Here is an 18,937-nt window from a genome sequence, read left to right as displayed (position 1 = left end):
CAGTGTTAAAATAAAGGTAAGAGGTCTAACCACTTCATGTAAGTGTAAGTTGTTTTTTAAATAAATGTAAAATGTTTTATTGTTTTAACGGCGAATGTAGAGGGATAACAAATACTAACTCTGTGGTTTTATTGATATTGATCGAGATCAGCTACGAGTTTGTTTTTACTTGTCAATTATTAATCAAGCGGTAGCATAGTAGCGCTATTGTGATACTGTTCGCGTTATCGTAATTGTGTTCTTTTTATACATAGTGATGAGTGGATAGTATTTCCGTTTGTTGCCTTTCCCGATTTCCGACTGACACTTGCCCGCCGGACCCTCTGTCGGGTTGACATCAATTCCTGTTTATTTATGTGCGCTAAGCACAGGGGTTTTGTTGTGTTGATTTTTCAAGCTCTTTCTCAATCGTGGAAACAGGGATATTCCCTTTCCAAGTTCCGTGCCGATTTAGTTTCTGGTATTACTGTTGGTATTGTCGCTATTCCGTTAGGGATGGCATTATCTATCGCTATCGGTGTGCCACCCCAGCATGGTTTATATACTGTTATCGTAGCGGGTTTTTTGGCAGCGTTATTGGGGGGGTCACGGTTTAATATTACGGGGCCAACTGCGGCGTTCGTTGTAATTCTATTACCAATAACACAGAAATACGGTTTGTCAGGATTAATGCTGGCGACCATGATGTCAGGGATTATTTTATTACTGATGGGGCTTTTTCGTTTGGGGCAGCTAGTGACGTATGTGCCTTACCCTGTGACAACTGGTTTCACGGCAGGGATTGGCTTTGTGATTGCTTTTTTACAACTAAAAGATCTGCTTGGTCTGCATGTATTAGGTAGCCCTATTCATTTTCCTGAAAAAGTGATGGCATATTCACATGCTATATCGACCATTAATTATGCCGATACTCTCGTTGGTATTATTACTATTATGACCTTTATTGGCTGGGCTAAACTGAAAACCCGAATTCCACCTCATTTAGTTTCTTTGTTTGTGGGTACAATTTTAGCATTGGCGTTAAATCATTTTAGTCTTGAGCATGTCACTTTGCTTGGGGAAAAGTTTAGCTACAGTATCGGTAATATTGTGGGTCATGGTATTCCACAAGAAGCACCACAATTTATTGCGTTATGGAAAGCCGATACTTTTAATTGGGCGACGGTAATTGAATTGATGCCATCAGCACTAACGATTGCAATTTTAGGCTGTATTGAATCGTTGTTATGTGCGGTTGTTGCTGATGGTATGACAAGCACCAAACACAATCCAAATGCGGAGTTAGTCGGCCAAGGTTTAGCCAATATTGTGGTGCCTTTCTTTGGTGGTATTCCGGCAACGGCAGCAATTGCTCGAACAGCGACCAATATTCGTTCCGGGGCTTTCTCACCGATTTCCGGCATTATTCATGCGTTGTTTGTATTAGCTGCAATGATGGTTTTAGCGCCAGCACTGTCTTATGTACCGATGAGTGCTTTAGCGGGGTTGTTAATCATGGTCGCTTGGAATATGTCGGAATCACCTCATTTTGTACATACCTTAAAAGTCGCACCACGTCGTGATGTGGCCGTGTTAATGACGTGTTTTATGTTGACCGTTGTATTTGACATGGTGGTGGCGGTAATTGTTGGTTTATTATTAGCTGGCGTATTGTTTATTCAACGTATTGCGAGTTTAACCACGGTTACTATTACTGATGTTGAGCACCCACATCTTTATTTTGGTGATGATGTGGTGGTGTATGACATTAATGGGCCACTTTTTTTTGCTGCGAGTGAAAAAGCGTTTTCAGTAATTGAACATGCAACAATAGAAACGCGCGCAATTGTGCTTGATTTTAGTGATGTATCAACGATTGATATTACTGCGATCCATGCGTTTGAATTAGCATTAGACCGGTTATCTGATTTGCCCGTTTATTTACTAGGGTTATTACCGCATGTTGAGCGTAAATTGGATCACGCAGGCGTACTTGAACTAACAAATCTTCATATAGCGCATTCAATTTCGCAATTACAGCAAACTTTAGTGGTTAATTCCGACATAGCATCATATCAAGAGTCGACACTGTAAGTTATTTGTCTGTACACTGCGATTAACGATGTATTGCAACATCAAGCGAGCCGATTGCTTGCTTGATTTGTATTTAATGGAAAACATTGAGAGAGCTGATTATGTATAAAGATTTGATCCGCAGCGAACTAACTGATGCCGCTGACGTCCTTGACCGTTTTTTAAATGACGATAAAAACTTGGCTGATATTGAAGCAGCAGCTAAATTATTAGCTGACTCATTCAAGCAAGGTGGGAAAGTCTTGTCATGTGGTAATGGGGGGTCTCATTGTGATGCGATGCATTTTGCCGAAGAACTAACGGGTCGTTACCGTGACGATCGTCCTGGTTACCCAGGGATTGCAATTTCAGATCCTAGTCATCTATCTTGTGTGAGTAATGATTTTGGTTACGAATATGTATTTTCTCGCTATTTAGAAGCTGTGGGTTCTAAAGGTGATGTGTTATTTGGGCTTTCAACCTCAGGTAACTCAGCCAATATTCTTAAAGCGATAGAAGCAGCACAAGCTAAGGGAATGAAAACCATCGCCTTAACGGGTAAAGATGGTGGCAAAATGGCAGGATTAGCGGATGTGGAAATTCGAGTGCCACATTTTGGCTATGCTGATCGCATTCAAGAAATTCATATTAAAATTATTCATATTTTAATTATGTTAGTTGAAAAAGAAATGGAAAAATAATCGGATCAACATTACTTGTTAATCAAGTCAGAACAACGATTATTAATGTTTAAATGAGTATGACTCAGCACAAAGAGCAGAAATAAAAATGTGTGAATTATTAGGCATGAGTGCCAATGTGCCAACAGATATTTGTTTTAGCTTTACCGGTTTAATGCAGCGGGGTGGTAATACTGGACCACACAGTGATGGATGGGGAATTACCTTTTATGAAGGTAAAGGATTTCGAACTTTTAAAGATCCTAATCCAAGCTGTCAATCACGTATTGCTGAGTTGGTGCAACAATATCCAATAAAAAGCCGTGCTGTTGTAAGTCATATTCGTCAAGCGAATCGTGGTGGTGTGAATTTAGAAAATACACACCCTTTTACACGTGAGGTATGGGGTAACTATTGGACGTTTGCTCATAATGGCCAATTGACAGGGTATGAGCAATTAACGGTAGGGCGTAATCAAGCCGTTGGCGATACTGACAGTGAAATTGCATTTTGTTGGTTAATGAATCAATTGGAAATACGCTTTCCTGTGTTACCTGTTGATATGACACCGGTGTTTGGTTATTTTGCTGAGTGTTGTGACACATTGCGTCAATTAGGCGTGTATAACATGCTACTGAGCAATGGTGAGTATGTTCTTACTTATTGTACTAATAAGTTGCATTGGATCACTCGACGAGCTCCGTTTGGTAAAGCATCATTAATTGATGAAGATGTGACGATTGATTTTCAACGTGAGACAACCGCCAATGATGTGGTGACTGTCATCGCGACTCAGCCTTTAACGAATGATGAAAGTTGGCAGAAGATGGTGAGTGGTGAGTTTCGCGTGTTCCATCTCGGTGAGACGGTTTATCATAGTGTTGCAACTGATGTTAGTCTTCATGAATAATAAATAATTTTATTCATGATAATAAAAAAAGGCGATCTCAATAAGATCGCCTTTTTTATACGTACCTAATAGGGTCTATTGTGCGGCATAACCTTGCGGTGGCAGAATATTACCATCAAGTACTGCATGTCCATTTTGCATTGATAATCGTTGACTCAGTAACCATTGGGTCACTAACGGATAGATATTATGTTCTTGTCGTTGAACGCGCTGAATGACGTCGTCGACATTATCAGTTGCAAAAATCGGCACTTTAGCCTGTAAAATAACCGGTCCGCCATCAAGCTCTTCAGTAACGAAATGGACACTGGTTCCATGTTCTGTATCACCCGCATCGATTGCGCGTTGGTGAGTATTTAATCCTGAATATTTTGGTAATAACGAAGGATGAATATTAAGCATTCTTCCTTGATAATGGTGAACAAAATCTGCAGATAATATTCGCATAAAACCCGCTAGAATAATCACATCAGGCTGATAAGCATCAATTTTTTCAATCAGTGCTTGATCGTAAGCTTGGCGGTTGGCGAATTCAGTTGCTGTAAGATAAAGATTATCTATATTCGCCCGTTGAGCTCGCTTAAGACCATAAGCATCGGCTTTATTTGAGATCACAGCAGTAACACGGCTATTTTTGATGACACCATTAGTGCAACCATCAATAATCGCTTGCAAGTTACTGCCATTTCCTGAGATTAAGACAACGATATTATGCATGAACTTAGTTAATCTCTACTTGCTCTTCACCAACGGCTGCTGTTGCAATTTTACCCAGCAGCCATGCGTTTTCGCCTTCTGCCTGTAGAATTTCAATCGCCAGTGCAGCTTGTGCTTGTGGTAAGGCAATGACTAAACCAACACCACAGTTGAAGGTGCGGTACATTTCGTATGTATCAACATTACCCGCTTGTTGTAGCCAGTTAAAAATAGCCGGCCATTGCCAACTGTTGCCATCAACAACCGCTTTAGTACCTTGTGGTAATACGCGGGGGATATTTTCCCAGAAACCACCGCCAGTAATATGAGAAATTGCGTGAATATCACAGTTCTCAATCATTTTTAGCGCTGATTTAACATAAATTTTAGTTGGGGTTAATAAATGCTCAGATAATTTTTTACCCTCAAGATCTTGATTAAGATCAGCTTGGGAAACTTCTAAGATTTTACGTACCAATGAATAACCGTTTGAGTGTGGGCCACTTGAACCAACAGCGATAAGTGCATCGCCCGCGGTGACTTTTGAGCCATCAATGATGTCGGCTTTCTCAACAACACCGACACAGAAACCGGCAACATCGTAATCTTCACCATGGTACATGCCAGGCATTTCAGCTGTTTCACCGCCAATGAGTGCACAACCTGCTTGAATACACCCTTCACCAATACCCGCAACAACACTTGCAGCAGTATCAATATCAAGTTTACCTGTTGCGTAATAATCTAGGAAAAATAACGGCTCACCACCTTGTACAATCAGATCATTAACACACATAGCGACTAAATCAATACCAATGGTGTCGTGTTGCTTTAGATCCATCGCAAGGCGAAGCTTGGTACCTACGCCATCTGTTCCTGAAACCAAAACAGGCTCTTTGTATTTAGTTGGAAGTGAACATAAAGCCCCAAAACCTCCAATGCCGCCCATGACTTCAGGACGATGAGTGCGTTTAACTACGCCTTTAATACGGTCAACTAATGCATTACCAGCATCAATATCAACACCAGCATCTTTGTAACTAAGAGAAGAGTTTTTGTTGCTCACAGATGATCCCTCAAACGTATTAAAGTAAAAAACCAGCGTATAATAGCAGTAGTCATTACATTAGAGCAAACGTTTGCGTCAATTTGTTGCAGCGATTAAATTTAAGTCAATAAACATTTGATACTATCGGCAATCGATTGGCTTGGTATATAATAGCGCGATTTTTTTAATTTATTGCCCAGGAGTCAAAATGAAAGTCGTTGAGGTGAAACACCCACTGGTTAAACATAAGATCGGTCTTATGCGTGAAGGTGATATCAGCACTAAGCGTTTTCGCGAATTGGCCACCGAAGTTGGTAGCCTACTAACGTATGAAGCGACTTCAGACTTCGAAACAGAAAAAGTGATGATTGAAGGCTGGAATGGTCCAGTTGAAATCGATCAACTAAAGGGTAAAAAAGTGACGGTAGTGCCAATTCTTCGTGCTGGTTTAGGCATGATGGATGGTGTTTTAGAGCATATGCCAAGCGCACGTATCAGTGTTGTTGGTATCTACCGTGATGAAGAAACGCTAGAGCCAGTACCTTACTTTAATAAGTTAGCATCACACATTGATGAGCGTATTGCACTGGTTGTTGATCCAATGCTAGCGACTGGCGGCTCAATGATTGCAACGCTTGATCTATTAAAAGAACACGGCTGTACGCAATTTAAAGTACTGGTACTTGTTGCAGCACCTGAAGGTATTGCAGCATTAGAAAAAGCGCATCCAGATGTAGAGCTATACACAGCAGCTATTGATGAGAAGCTAAACGACAAGGGCTACATTGTCCCTGGTCTTGGTGATGCGGGCGATAAGATTTTCGGTACTAAATAATTATTCGATTATTTATCACTGATATAAAAAAACCGGACTGAATAAGTCCGGTTTTTTTTGATAAAATTTATCGGTTAAAAGCGAGAATGACTGCGATTATAGATGCTCAGTATCTTCAATTTGAGCATTATCAACCATATTGGTTTCGCCTAAATCTTGGGGTAGGATAAGGTTTAATAAAATAGCCACGATGCCACATAAACTCACACCTTGTAAGCTAAACTCACCAATACCAAATGCCATGCCACCGATACCAAATACTAAGGTGACCGCAACGATAACTAGATTGCGGGCTTGATGTAAATCGACTTGATTTCGAATCAGAGTATTTAAACCAACTGTTGCAATCGAGCCAAATAATAAAATCATGATCCCACCCATAACAGGCACTGGAATGGTTTGTAATATCGCGCCAAGTTTACCCACAAAAGCTAATATGATGGCTGTGACTGCTGCCCATGTCATGATCACTGGATTAAATGCTTTGGTTAGCATAACTGCACCAGTTACTTCTGAATAGGTTGTGTTTGGTGGTGCGCCTACCAGTGAAGCTGCGATAGTCGCAATACCATCACCCGCCATGGTACGGTGTAGGCCGGGCTTTTTAAGGTAATCTTTACCCGTAACATTAGAAATAGCTAAGATATCACCAACATGTTCGACCGCTGGCGCAATCGCAACGGGGATCATAAATAACACCGCGTTGATATTAAATTCAGGTAAGGTGAAATTCGGTACTGCGAGCCAACTGGCTTGTATGACGGGGGTGAAATCAATTACACCAAAACCAAGGCTAGTTATATAGCCAGCAGTAATGCCGCCTACAATGGGAATTAATTTTAAAATGCCTTTAGCGAATACACTTAAAGTAATTGTTACCGTTAGGGAGATCGCTGAGATCCACAGTGCAGTATCATGGGCGATTAGCTGAATGTCACCGCCACCCGTTTTTCCTACTGCCATATTAACGGCTGCGGGGGCGAGTCCTAAACCGATCACCATGATCACCGGACCAACAACGACTGGGGGTAATAAACGGTGAATAAAACCAACGCCACGCACTTTAATAACACCGCCCATGATCACATAGACCACGCCAGCCATCATTAAACCACCCATGGTGCTTGCAACGCCCCAAGTTTGGATGCCATACATCATTGGAGCAATAAAGGCGAAAGATGAGGCAAGAAAAATGGGTACAGAACGTTTGGTGACGACCTGAAATAAAAGTGTTCCAGCCCCCGCGCCAAATAAAGCAACATTAGGATCTAAGCCGGTAAGTAACGGCACGAGAACCAACGCTCCAAATGCTACAAATAGCATCTGTGCACCTTGAAGAACTTGCATCATGGTATTTATTCCTAAGTAAAAAAAATCGCGCAATCCTAGCATGGAAGCAAAAGATAGCCTATATGAATGCAAGGCGAAAAAGACTTATAAACGTTTAAATTTAGAACGAGTGGCGTTTTATTTGCATGGGAATAGTCATAGCACCGTTAAAAATGTGAGTTATAAAATTATATTGACGAAATTGTCGAATCAAATTTACATACTCTGCGCTATGATACGGCACCAATGATAAAACCTGTTGTCTGTCTTACTAGGTCTATTTTTTGAATTAACCATGAGTCTTACTATGTTGCGATTTGCATTATTATTTTTAGCAGTATTGGCGTTGCCGGTACAAGCTGCGACGGTGAATGATCTTTATCAAACCCAAGTCACCTTGATCGGTAGCGATCAACAAGCAGATCAAGCTGCGCGTGAGCAGGGGTTGGCGAATGTATTGGTCAAAATATCAGGTAATACTGATATTCTTAATAACTCAGCGATTAAAGCGGCTATTACCAATAGTGGTCGTTATATAAGTCAATTTGGTTACAACCAAGTAAATGGTCAGCGTGCAATTGATCTGAGCTTTGATAAAAACCAAATTAAACAATTATTGATTCAGTCAAAAGCCAGCATTTGGAAAGATCAACGTCCTAATATTTTGGTATGGATGGTTGATAACGATGGTCAGCAACGCAATATTTTGTGGGATCAGTCAACTAACGCTTTGGTGAGTGACACTAAGCAAGCAGCCGATAGCCGTGGTTTGCCATTAACATTCCCTGTTGGGGATATGACAGATGCAACCGCGCTCAATGTTTCAGATTTATGGGGTAATTTTATTGATCCTATTGCTGCTGCCAGTACACGTTACCATGCTGATGGATTGTTATTGGTGAAAGCCCAGCAACAACCCGATGGCACTGTAAGCTTAAACTGGCAGTTTTATCCTCAGCAGCCAAGTAAGATAGCAACGGCGGATACTCAACCGATTACCGGAACAACATCTGGTACGTTGGCACAAACATCAAATAAGATGATTAACCAAGTAACGGATTATTTAGCCAATAAATATGCGGTTGTATTAGGTGGTGTTGCTGGTGGCGAGATCAATATTGAAGTCGATAATATTCATTCAACAGAAGATTTTTTTGCATTAGAAAAAATGTTGAGTAACTTAACCACTGTTGGTAGCGCTAATGCGATGAGAATTAAAGGCAATAGTGTAATCTTCCAATTAAATCTTCAAGGTTCTGAGCAGGCATTCCATCAAGAAATTAGTCATGATAATCAAATTAGCCAAACTCAATCAGCGGTAGCTTTTGCAGCTGATCCTGTTGTATCAACACCAGTACCTGTAACTCCTGTCGCAACGACAGACGCATCAGCAGTTACTTCAACGGCAGCAGTTACATCAGCCCCTGTGGTTAACGCATTAACGGTAACACCACAAAATATTTATTCGTGGAATAGCTGATCACACCTGCCAAAGTGATGAGATAGCAGTGTGGTTAAATAAATAGCCTTAGTACTTTATACACTTTCAATAAGAAAGAGATAGGGTACTGAGGCTTTTTTAAATGTGATAATTGTTTTATTTTGATAAGAGAGCTAACCGTTATAACGGGCATGTTCTTCACGTTCAACTTGTGATAGCCGCTTTAATTTAATCCCTAATTCTTTTGCTCGTAAACGCGCAAAAACAATATTACTGACAAAGCAAACCGTAACGATAGCTAACTCTATTATCGCGAGCTTCCTTTCGCCATCATTGAGCGTGATTAGCGTTGCAGCATGCAAAATATAGAACATTAAAATAAAATTGGCCCATGCATGAGTATAGGGTTTAGCTTCTAACATACCGAGTAAAGGCAATAATAACGGCGCTACCCACAAGAGGGTAATAATAACGGCAGAGAAGTGTTGATGAGGTGAGAGTACTAATTGCCACACGCCAATAAAAGCAATTAAACCACAATGGCTGATTAATGCAGATTGACGTGCAAAATAGGTTAAAAGTTGCATTTTAGGCATGAATATTCCTTTTTTAGCCACTTAATTTATATGCAATGGTTGCTAAACGCCGTCCAATGGCTTGAGCTAGTGTTATTTCGTCGGGGTGTAATTGTTTATTAATGCCATGATTAACATGCGATGCACCATAAGGTGTGCCACCGTGGCATGTGGTATGTAAGAGCGGTTCCGAGTAAGGGATCCCCACAATGACCATGCCATGATGTAATAAGGGTAGCATCATTGATTGTAGCGTAGTTTCTTGACCACCATGTAATGATGACGATGAGGTAAACACACAGGCAGGCTTATCAATTAAGGTGCCAGAGAGCCATTCGCTACTGGTTGTATCTAAAAAATGCTTCAGCGGTGCTGCCATATTGCCAAATCGAACCGGACTTCCCATTGCTATAGCGGCACATTGTTTAAGATCGTCATGACTCACCATGGGATCGGTAGTTTTCATCGTCGTGACGGTTGGTGTTGTCGCCGCAGTTGTTGCAGTCGCAATATCCGTCGTAATAGGGATGTCTGCTACCGTTCTTAGTACCGCTTCACAGCCTTCGATTTGTTCTATACCCCGACCTATATGACGTGCCAATTGGCGCGTATTACCATGAAGGCTGTAATAAAGTACTAATATTTTTACCATTATAAAATACTCAAAACATGCTCAGGCGGACGACCCATTGCCGCTTTATCATTGTTAACTACAATTGGTCGCTCGAGTAATTTAGGGTGTAGTGCAATCGCTTCAAATAGAGCTTGGTCGGTTAGGTTTTGATCATCGAGTTGCAATTCTTGGTACTGTTTTTCTTTAGTACGCATCATTTCACGTACGCTGCTATAGCCTAATTGGCGGTAAAGCTGTTGTAGCTGCTCAATCGTTGGTGGTGTGTCTAAATAGAGAATAACGGTGGGAGTAATAGCATGCTCAGAGAGTAAAGCTAATGTCTCACGGCTTTTTGAACAACGTGGATTGTGATAAATAGAAATGGTCATAGAGATCCTTGATGGTTTCACTGAATAATAAATATTAAAAAGAAGTACGCAGGGCTTCAAATTGCGCTTGTTGAACCCTAAGTTGATCAAGTCGTGCATCATATCGAGCTTGATCGAGCGAGCCCAATGTTGCTTGTTGAGCCGCTTGGGTATAGTTGCTGATTGCCAATTTCCATTGTGCCCGCAGTGCCGCTAACTCGCCCATTGCCGCAAGCTCACCGGCTCGTTGATTTTGTTTTGCATAATTTTGAGCTAACAGTGCCCAGCCATTAATGTCATTAGGGTGCTGATAGCTATAACGGGTCAATATGTTAAGGCTTTGCTGATAATGTTTAGCTTCAAGTAAAACATTGGCCAGATTAAGTTGTAATACACTACTTTCTGGTTGATATTGTAACGCTTTGTCTAACCGTTCAATCGCTTTATCATATTGTTTTTTATATAAATCCAAATCAGTCATCGCATCAATATAAAATAAATTATTGGGTTCAGCGCTGATTAATGGTAACAGTAATTGTTGTGCTTTAGCATACTGGCCACTATCGAGATAAACCAGCCCTTTGCCATAATTGAGTTCTTGGCGTTGAGTCGGCGTCGCTTTTTTGAGTTCAGCGTTAAACCAATTTAAGGCCGACGTTTTACTAAAACCAATATTGCGTGCCACGATCCGTGATTTAGCTAATAAATAACGCTCTGAAGGCGGTAATTTTACTTTCGGGTAGTTATTTGCACGCATACGGCTATCGGTAATACGTGATTCAGGCAGTGGGTGGCTAAGTAACATTGCGGGTAATTTGGTGGTATAGCGATATTGTTCGGCTAAGCGTCCAAAAAAGTGTGGCATCGCTTGAGGGTTAAAACCAGCTTTAGCAAGGGTGGCGATACCTATTCGATCTGCTTCTTTTTCATTGCTACGAGTGTGATTAAGCATACCTTGCATCGATACGGCGGTGGTGGTGTGTAATGCCGCCATTCCCGCTTCTGGTGCAGCCACCACTAATAATAGAGAGCCAATTAATGCAGCCATCGTTGCTGGATTTTTTTTAGCTTGATCTTCTAAAGTACGCGCGAGGTGACGCTGGGTAACGTGAGCAATTTCATGTGCAATAACAGAGGCTAATTCACTTTCTGTTTTAGCATGTAAAAACAATCCTGAATGCACGCCAATATTGCCACCGAATAATGCAAAGGCGTTGATTTCATAATTTTGGATTAAGAAAAAATTAAATGGGGTTTTTACGCCATCAGCATTAGCCACTAATTTATGACCAAGATCTTGAATATATTCAGACAAGACTGGATCATTAATCATTGGACGACTGGCACGCATCATTTGCATGTACATATCGCCGTATTTAATTTCTTTATCAATGGTTAGTGTTGAGGCTGCTGTTGTACCGATATCTGGCAGTGACGTGGCATTATTGGCGACGGCTGATAAACTCGTTGTGAGTAAGGCTGACAGTAAAAGATACCTTGGCGCTTTAGCAAATTGGAACATATTAATAATACAACCACCATGTCGATTAATGATTAATATAGGATAACGGGATAATTATCGATAACCTGCTGCGTTGTTATGACAGCGAATTTTAGCTTAGGTTCGCTATTATGATATTCGTTTGTGGTTATCTCGCTTATTCCTTGCGGTTAAGGGTACAATACGACAATGAATAATCACTGTCACTCTATTGGAATGGAAATCCTCACGCTTGATCTTATGGCACACCGTTGCCCGTTAGCATTATTGATGGTGAAGCGAAGATGTAAACACTTATCACCAACCCAGAAACTGGTGATTAAGGTTTCACAACCCAGTGCAAAAACGGATATTTTTCGTTATTTACAAAATAATGGATTTATTATTGATATACAGGCTGAAACGATTGATCAGCTGGTGATTATTGTGAAAAAAGGACAGTAACTTCATGTTGGATATGTTTAAAAGTTGGTATCAACGCCGATTCTCTGATCCTCATGCTGTGAGTTTAATGATCATTTTAGGCGGTGCTTTTTTAACCTTATATTTCTTTGGGGGGTTAATTACACCGCTATTAGTTGCCATCGTTTTGGCCTATTTACTTGAATCGCCGGTAGCACGTTTAACCCTGTGGGGCGTACCACGAACACTTGCTGTTGCAGTAGTATTGATTGTTTTTGCAGGATTAATGATTTTAGCGTTGTTGGGTTTAGTGCCGACTATTTGGCATCAAATTACCAATTTAAGTGCTGATGTTCCCAAAATGCTCAATGATTTGCAGTTATATGTCTCCAGCCTTCCTGAGCGTTATCCTGATTTTGTTCAAGCTCATCAAATCACCGTCTTTACTGATACCTTACGTGAAAAAGTGCTGGCATTAGGCGGCAGCGTTGTTAAAGGCTCATTATCATCATTAGTGAGTTTAGCCACGTTAGGGGTTTATTTGATTTTAGTGCCTTTATTACTGTTCTTTTTATTGAAAGATAAAGACACTATTTTGCGGTCATTTATAGGGGTATTACCTAAAAACCGTCGTCTAGCTGGTAAGGTTAGTGTCGAAATGAACCAGCAAATCTCGAATTATATTCGTGGGAAAGTGATTGAAATATTCATTGTTGGCATCGCGAGTTATATTGTGTTTGTGGTGATGGGGCTTCAGTATGCTGTGCTACTAGGGGTGTTAGTCGGCTTATCGGTATTAATTCCTTATATTGGTGCCGCAGCTGTCACAGTACCTGTTGCGATGGTTGCTTTATTTCAATGGGGCTGGACACCTGATTTTTGGTGGTTATTAGTTGCTTACGGTATTGTGCAAGTACTTGATGGTAATGTATTGGTACCGGTACTGTTTTCTGAGGCGGTTAATTTACACCCTGTGGCCATTATTGTTGCGGTGTTAGTCTTCGGTGGGTTATGGGGATTCTGGGGAGTGTTCTTCGCGATCCCATTAGCAACCTTAGTCAAAGCGGTGTGGAGTGCATTAGTGATGAAAGAAGCTATACCACCTGTGAGTTACTGATTTCTTGATAAATTTATCGTGAGTTAACCAGACTAAAAAACTTAAAAAGGCCGATAGCGGCCTTTTTTAATAGCTGTAGTTTTAGATGATATTATTGATTGAGGTAATCAAGCACGACTTGGTGATGATCTTTGGTTTTGAATTTATCAAACACATGCTCAATTTTGCCATGTTCATCAATTAGAAAACTGATGCGATGCAAACCATCATAGATTTTACCCATGAATTTCTTCTCTCCCCACACCCCAAATTGATCTGCAACCGCATGATCTTCATCAGATAATAAGGTGAAGTTAAGATTATCGCGCTCAATAAACTTAGGTAAACGCTTAACGGGATCAATACTGATGCCTAAAACGACTACATTATGTGCTTCTAATTCAGCTTTACTGTCACGTAAACCGCAGGCTTGAACGGTACAACCGGGGGTCATTGCTTTAGGGTAGAAATAAGCCAGTACTTTTTTGCCTGTAAAGTCACTTAAACTGACGGGTTGGTCGTCTTGATTGAGCAAAGTAAAAGTGGGGGCGAGCATTCCTGCTGTTAGTGTATTCATGCAGCTGTCCTTTTAATTAGTCATAAACGTCAATATAACGCGTACTGTTATGGTGTGTTTTGAAGGGCTATATTAATCAATGGTGACCAATAAAATTTACTGTACCGTGAGCATTGAGTTGAGAACAAAGTGTTTCATATTCTTCTTGTAAGCTCTCTAAATTACAGCCTTCAGGTAAATTAGTACTTATTTGCAACACTAATTGGTTATCGATATCGGCATAGCCATTTTCAACGGTATTGGCACTTAGGGTTGAAATATCAATTTTTCGGCTAGCCATGAAATGGGTGAAATTCTTAATCAGCCCAGGGCTATCTTTGGCTTCGATATGAAAATCAGCCGTATATGGAAAGAAACGCGCAATATGTTTATTGGTACGTTTCATTACCGTGATTAAATCATGCTCTTGGCCTTTAAGCGGCAGTGTAGATTCAATTCTTGAGATGGCATTGCTGTTACCCGAAAGTAACATAATCAGCGTGAACTCAGAGCCAAAAAGAGCGATTCGACTATCAACGATGTTACAGCCACTGTGCGCGACAAGATGAGTGATCTCATCGGTGATACCTGGTCGGTCAGTACCTACTGCGGTTATTACGAGGTAATGTTCCATATTTAGCGCCATTTTTCGTGATCATTATTCGTATGTTAGCACAGACTGATTATTCAAAAGAGCGCAAATCATCATCAGTAATCACAAAATTTTTTATTATAATTGTGTGGTTAACAATTATAATCACTTTAAAAATGTGTTTTTGGTGTGAGAAACGTTAAACATTACCGACTCGCTTAAAATGAATACGATAAAGCGCGTCAGTTAACGGTTTTCAGTCACCCTTTGCTTGAGTTTATAGTCATGCAAAAGTACCATGACTTATCACTAGCTATATACCGTAACCATTTTTATTGATTGGTTGTTAATGTGGTTAGCTTTGAATCGTTACGATATATAAAAAAGGGGAGACGAATATGTTTTCAGGAAGCATGGTAGCATTATTGACACCATTTGATTCTTCAGGTGAAGTTGATTACATCGGCCTACAAAAGCTAGTTGATTACCATATTGAAGCGGGTACCAAAGCTATTATTTCGGTTGGAACAACGGGTGAATCAACAACACTAACTGTTGATGAGCAGGTTAAAGTTGTTTTAAAAACGCTAGAGTATGTTGATGGACGCGTGCCTGTTATTGCAGGTACCGGAGCGAATGCAACCCATGAAGCAGTAACGATTACCAAACTGTTTTCTGGTACGGGAATTGCTGCCTGTTTAAGTGTGACGCCATACTATAATAAACCAACCCAAGAAGGTTTATACCAACATTATAAAGCCATTGCAGAAGCGACGGACATACCCCAAATTTTATACAATGTTCCGGGTCGCACTGCGGTTGATTTGCTGCCAGAAACGGTTGCAAGGTTAGCAAAGCTTGACAATATCATCGGTATTAAAGATGCAACGGGTGATATTACTCGCGTTAAAAAAACACGGGAACTTTGTGGCGCAGATTTTATCCAATTAAGCGGTGATGATGCAACGGGTGTTGATTTTGTTGCTGAAGGTGGTCATGGGGTTATTTCTGTTACAGCGAATATTGCCGCAGCAGAAATGGCGACGATGTTTGATTTGGCCTTAAACGGTAAGATTGAAGCTGCACAAGAAATAAATCAACGCTTAATGCCATTACATACCAAACTGTTTGTTGAAGCGAATCCCATTCCTGTTAAATGGGCAGCTTACCAAATGGGATTAATTGAACACGATAACTTACGACTTCCGCTTACTGTTTTAAGCGAATCACAGCAACCTATTGTTAAGCAAGCACTCATTGACGCGAAAGTATTATAATACTGAATCGTTAATAAACCGCTGTAACAATATAGGAGCGCAGGAGCATAAATGAATTATAAATACCGGCTAGCATTAGCCGCCGTTGTAGCGACAAGCATTACAGCATGTTCTAGTGGTGCAGATAGTCGCCGACAGGCAGCGCAAGATTTTAATTATCTTAATACGCCATCACTTGAAAGTTGGACGTTGCCGGCAGGTGCTCAACCTTTTAGTAACACTGACTATACGATCCCACAACGTGTTTATCAGGGAGAAGTGGGTACGAAGGTTGATATTCGTCCACCACTACAAGTGTTAGAGTTGATTCCCGGTGTAACTTTTGCCATTGATCAACAAGGTGTAACCCTGTTTATGCCTTCGTCAAATGAGCTAATGAAGATATGGCGTGTGACACAACAGCTGATCACTGATAATAAAGTCGGTATTGTAAAACAAAGTGCTGATCGTATTGATACTGATTGGGTTTCTTGGACCAATGATGATGAAGATACCAAGATCAGTAGTCGTTACACGATTGAAAAATCACCTAACATTAATAGCTACCGTATTACGCTAACCGATTGGCGTGAAGATGGTAAAGTTAAACCTGTTAGTGTTGATAACAAGCGTCGCTATAGCATTTTAATGACCAATTTAGTGATGGCGAAATACGATAATATGGCGCGTGAGCAAGCACGTATTGCTGCGGCTGAGCAATTAAAGAATGTGCCTATTATGATGGGTACTGATCGCAGCGGCTTACCGATTATTATTGCACGCGCTCCTTATGATGATATGTGGGAACGTTTACCAATAATGCTACAAAAGCTTGGTTTTACGGTTGAAGATCGTAACCGTTCACAAGGTCTGATTGATGTTAAATACCGTCAACCGGATGATGCCTTCTGGACTAAGCTTGGCACTAAACCGATGAATTTAACCAATGATAAGTATCGTATACTTGTTGGTGATTTAGGTAATCGTACTTCATTGAATATTACTGATAATGAAGGCAAACCTGTGACTGAATCGGTATTAGATTCAATTGCACCGGTATTTGGCGCAGCTTTTGCTAAATAATTAACCTGTTATCTTGGTTATTAAAAAACCGCTTTAGTTAATCACTAAAGCGGTTTTTTTATGGAAATTAACGAGCAACTAGCTATTAATTAACGACTAATTATTTAATTTCAACACCTTGAGCTTGTAGATCGGCATGGTAAGACGAACGTACAAACGGTCCACAAGCGGCATGAGTAAAGCCTAGGTCGAGTGCAATTTGTTTTAATTCATCGAATTCTTCAGGCGGCACATAACGTTCAACCGGTAAGTGGTGACGACTTGGTGCTAAATATTGACCTAGAGTTAGCATGGTGACGCCATGAGCTCGTAGATCTTTTAGAACTTGAATGATCTCTTCTTTAGTTTCCCCCAAGCCCATCATAACGCCAGATTTAGTCGGCACTGTTGGATGAATTTCTTTAAATTTCTTTAATAGATCCAACGACCATTGATAGTTCGCCCCAGGGCGAGCCTTGCGGTATAAGCGGGGTGCTGTTTCAAGATTATGGTTAAATACATCCGGTGCCGTATCACGGAAAATATCTAACGCGCGATCCATACGACCACGGAAATCCGGTACTAACGTTTCAATGTGAATCTGTGGGCTTTTGGCACGAATATCATTAATGCAATCAACAAAATGTTGAGCACCACCATCACGAAGATCATCACGGTCTACGGATGTAACGACGACATAACGCAATTTCATCTCGGCAATCGTTTGTGCTAGATGACTTGGCTCTTCTGCATTGGGAGGTAATGGACGACCATGAGCAACATCACAAAATGGGCAGCGACGAGTACAAATTGCACCTAAAATCATAAAGGTTGCAGTACCGTGATTAAAACATTCTGCCAAGTTTGGACATGATGCTTCTTCACATACTGAGTGGAGATTGTTTTTACGTAGTGCCGATTTGATTTCTTGAATACGCTTACTGTCAGATGGCAGTTTTATTTTCATCCATGAAGGTTTACGTAACACCTCTTTGGGTGCTTCTTCTTGGGCAACATTGCGTACAGGAATTAATGCCATTTTATCAGCATCACGGTATTTAACGCCTTGTTCAATTTTTATTGGTTTGCTCATAGTTGATTGCTTTCCGTCATCCACTCGACCTGAGGGTAGTCGAGTAATTTTGTTAATTCTTCAATGAGTACCGGCTGAACGTCCATCAGTTCATACGGGCCATTCAATAACGCTGTTTGCGTCATTTCCATTCCAGCATAACCACAAGGATTAATCCGTTGGAACGGGGCCAAATCCATATTGATATTAAGTGCCAGACCATGAAAAGAGCAGCCGCGTCTGATCCGTAGGCCTAATGAACATATCTTGCGATTATCGACATAGACACCAGGTGCATCAGGGCGAGCATTAGATGTAATCCCAAATTGAGATAGCGTGTTAATAATTGTGTTTTCGATGTGGCTGACTAGGTCACGAACACTGAGTTTTTTTCTGCGTAAGTTAATCAATATATAAGCGACTTGCTGCCCTGGACCATGATATGTCACTTGGCCACCACGATCACTTTGCACTACTGGAATATCACCTGTGTTGAGCTGATGTTCTATTTTTCCAGCTTGGCCTTGAGTGAATACGGGGTGATGTTCAACCAACCATACTTCATCGGCCGACATGTCGGTGCGGTCATTGGTGAATTGATGCATAGCATCAAAGGTAGTTTGATAATCACAACGGCCCAGATTTCTAATAATAAGAGAATTTTGCAAATTTGTGCCTATTTATTGATATAACGCAAAGCGCCATTTTATGACTGTGAACCTCGCTATTATACCTAAACTGCTCAAAGATGCATGATTAACCCGTTATTGAGTGATTATTAATAGTTTTGATGATTATATTTCAAAGGGAAAAAGAAGATAAAAAGAGAGTAAATGTAGAGAGGGAAAAGAAA

At 40.7% G+C, this 18,937-nt stretch carries 20 protein-coding genes; 9 read left to right on the top strand and 11 right to left on the bottom strand.

Annotation, left to right across the window (positions count from 1 at the left end; genetic code table 11):
- Positions 1-381: 381 nt before the first annotated feature.
- The 3 genes from dauA to BTO21_RS09190 all read left to right on the top strand — a co-directional run bounded on the left by dauA (position 382) and on the right by BTO21_RS09190 (position 3,642).
- A complete protein-coding gene (gene dauA / locus BTO21_RS09200) occupies positions 382-2,073 on the top strand; it encodes a C4-dicarboxylic acid transporter DauA (RefSeq protein WP_045031056.1) in 1,692 nt (563 codons plus the stop codon).
- Between the two features lie 101 nt (positions 2,074-2,174).
- Complete coding sequence (lpcA, locus tag BTO21_RS09195; protein WP_045031054.1) at positions 2,175-2,753, top strand: D-sedoheptulose 7-phosphate isomerase; 579 nt, start codon at positions 2,175-2,177, stop codon at positions 2,751-2,753.
- A gap of 88 nt (positions 2,754-2,841) precedes the next feature.
- Complete coding sequence (locus BTO21_RS09190; protein WP_045031052.1) at positions 2,842-3,642, top strand: class II glutamine amidotransferase; 801 nt, start codon at positions 2,842-2,844, stop codon at positions 3,640-3,642.
- Positions 3,643-3,717: 75 nt separating this feature from the next.
- Here the strand turns inward: BTO21_RS09190 and purN are convergent, their stop codons facing one another.
- Entirely contained in the window at positions 3,718-4,359 is a 642-nt protein-coding gene (gene purN / locus BTO21_RS09185) for a phosphoribosylglycinamide formyltransferase (protein ID WP_045031050.1), read from the bottom strand.
- A 4-nt stretch (positions 4,360-4,363) separates the two neighbouring features.
- A complete protein-coding gene (gene purM, locus BTO21_RS09180; RefSeq protein WP_045031048.1) occupies positions 4,364-5,404 on the bottom strand; it encodes a phosphoribosylformylglycinamidine cyclo-ligase in 1,041 nt (346 codons plus the stop codon).
- 190 nt (positions 5,405-5,594) lie between these two features.
- Here purM and upp point away from each other — a divergent pair, with 190 nt between their 5' ends.
- A complete protein-coding gene (gene upp, locus BTO21_RS09175) occupies positions 5,595-6,221 on the top strand; it encodes a uracil phosphoribosyltransferase (RefSeq protein WP_045031047.1) in 627 nt (208 codons plus the stop codon).
- 96 nt (positions 6,222-6,317) lie between these two features.
- On the opposite strand, the gene BTO21_RS09170 is transcribed toward upp, so the two are convergent.
- A complete protein-coding gene (locus BTO21_RS09170; protein ID WP_045031045.1) occupies positions 6,318-7,571 on the bottom strand; it encodes a uracil-xanthine permease family protein in 1,254 nt (417 codons plus the stop codon).
- Positions 7,572-7,809: 238 nt separating this feature from the next.
- Between BTO21_RS09170 and BTO21_RS09165 the strand changes: the two genes are divergently transcribed.
- On the top strand, positions 7,810-9,030 hold the full coding sequence (locus BTO21_RS09165) for a DUF2066 domain-containing protein (protein WP_239998041.1): 1,221 nt from the start codon (positions 7,810-7,812) through the stop codon (positions 9,028-9,030).
- Positions 9,031-9,164: 134 nt separating this feature from the next.
- Here BTO21_RS09165 and BTO21_RS09160 read toward each other — a convergent pair whose 3' ends face one another.
- Genes BTO21_RS09160 through bepA form a run of 4 tightly spaced genes read right to left on the bottom strand, consistent with a single transcriptional unit; the run spans position 9,165 to position 12,069 of the window.
- Complete coding sequence (locus tag BTO21_RS09160; protein ID WP_045031041.1) at positions 9,165-9,587, bottom strand: DUF2069 domain-containing protein; 423 nt, start codon at positions 9,585-9,587, stop codon at positions 9,165-9,167.
- Positions 9,588-9,600: 13 nt separating this feature from the next.
- A complete protein-coding gene (gene wrbA, locus BTO21_RS09155; protein WP_045031039.1) occupies positions 9,601-10,218 on the bottom strand; it encodes an NAD(P)H:quinone oxidoreductase in 618 nt (205 codons plus the stop codon).
- Complete coding sequence (gene arsC / locus BTO21_RS09150) at positions 10,218-10,568, bottom strand: arsenate reductase (glutaredoxin) (RefSeq protein ID WP_045031037.1); 351 nt, start codon at positions 10,566-10,568, stop codon at positions 10,218-10,220. The genes wrbA and arsC overlap by 1 nt, the downstream gene beginning before the upstream one ends.
- Positions 10,569-10,602: 34 nt before the next feature.
- The gene (gene bepA, locus BTO21_RS09145) at positions 10,603-12,069 is read right to left on the bottom strand and encodes a beta-barrel assembly-enhancing protease (protein ID WP_045031035.1); all 1,467 of its coding nucleotides are present in this window, start codon (positions 12,067-12,069) and stop codon (positions 10,603-10,605) included.
- 168 nt (positions 12,070-12,237) lie between these two features.
- On the opposite strand from bepA, the gene BTO21_RS09140 reads away from it, so the two are divergent.
- Together BTO21_RS09140 and BTO21_RS09135 are read left to right on the top strand one after the other, a co-directional pair.
- The gene (locus BTO21_RS09140) at positions 12,238-12,492 is read left to right on the top strand and encodes a sulfurtransferase TusA family protein (RefSeq protein WP_232573331.1); all 255 of its coding nucleotides are present in this window, start codon (positions 12,238-12,240) and stop codon (positions 12,490-12,492) included.
- Between the two features lie 4 nt (positions 12,493-12,496).
- Positions 12,497-13,567: an AI-2E family transporter gene (locus tag BTO21_RS09135; protein ID WP_045031031.1), complete on the top strand. Its 1,071-nt coding sequence runs from the start codon at positions 12,497-12,499 to the stop codon at positions 13,565-13,567.
- A gap of 91 nt (positions 13,568-13,658) precedes the next feature.
- On the opposite strand, the gene bcp is transcribed toward BTO21_RS09135, so the two are convergent.
- Both bcp and BTO21_RS09125 read right to left on the bottom strand, forming a co-directional pair.
- Positions 13,659-14,123 (bottom strand): thioredoxin-dependent thiol peroxidase, encoded by a 465-nt coding sequence (bcp, locus tag BTO21_RS09130; RefSeq protein WP_045031029.1) that lies wholly within the window; start codon positions 14,121-14,123, stop codon positions 13,659-13,661.
- A 76-nt stretch (positions 14,124-14,199) separates the two neighbouring features.
- On the bottom strand, positions 14,200-14,736 hold the full coding sequence (locus tag BTO21_RS09125; protein WP_045031027.1) for an ACT domain-containing protein: 537 nt from the start codon (positions 14,734-14,736) through the stop codon (positions 14,200-14,202).
- Positions 14,737-15,092: 356 nt separating this feature from the next.
- Here BTO21_RS09125 and dapA point away from each other — a divergent pair, with 356 nt between their 5' ends.
- Positions 15,093-15,971: a 4-hydroxy-tetrahydrodipicolinate synthase gene (dapA, locus tag BTO21_RS09120; protein ID WP_045031025.1), complete on the top strand. Its 879-nt coding sequence runs from the start codon at positions 15,093-15,095 to the stop codon at positions 15,969-15,971.
- A 51-nt stretch (positions 15,972-16,022) separates the two neighbouring features.
- The gene (gene bamC, locus BTO21_RS09115) at positions 16,023-17,033 is read left to right on the top strand and encodes an outer membrane protein assembly factor BamC (RefSeq protein ID WP_045031024.1); all 1,011 of its coding nucleotides are present in this window, start codon (positions 16,023-16,025) and stop codon (positions 17,031-17,033) included.
- Positions 17,034-17,133: 100 nt separating this feature from the next.
- Here bamC and lipA read toward each other — a convergent pair whose 3' ends face one another.
- Positions 17,134-18,105 carry a lipoyl synthase gene (lipA, locus tag BTO21_RS09110; RefSeq protein WP_045031021.1) on the bottom strand — a complete coding sequence of 324 codons (972 nt, stop codon included), beginning with the start codon at positions 18,103-18,105 and terminating at the stop codon, positions 17,134-17,136.
- Complete coding sequence (gene lipB, locus BTO21_RS09105) at positions 18,102-18,752, bottom strand: lipoyl(octanoyl) transferase LipB (RefSeq protein WP_045031020.1); 651 nt, start codon at positions 18,750-18,752, stop codon at positions 18,102-18,104. The genes lipA and lipB overlap by 4 nt, the downstream gene beginning before the upstream one ends.
- Positions 18,753-18,937 lie beyond the last annotated feature (185 nt).

Source organism: Photobacterium phosphoreum (genome assembly GCF_002954725.1).
Taxonomy (GTDB): Bacteria; Pseudomonadota; Gammaproteobacteria; order Enterobacterales; family Vibrionaceae; genus Photobacterium; species Photobacterium phosphoreum.
Note: the sequence above shows the minus strand (reverse complement) of the source record. Positions and strands in the feature narration are given on the sequence as shown.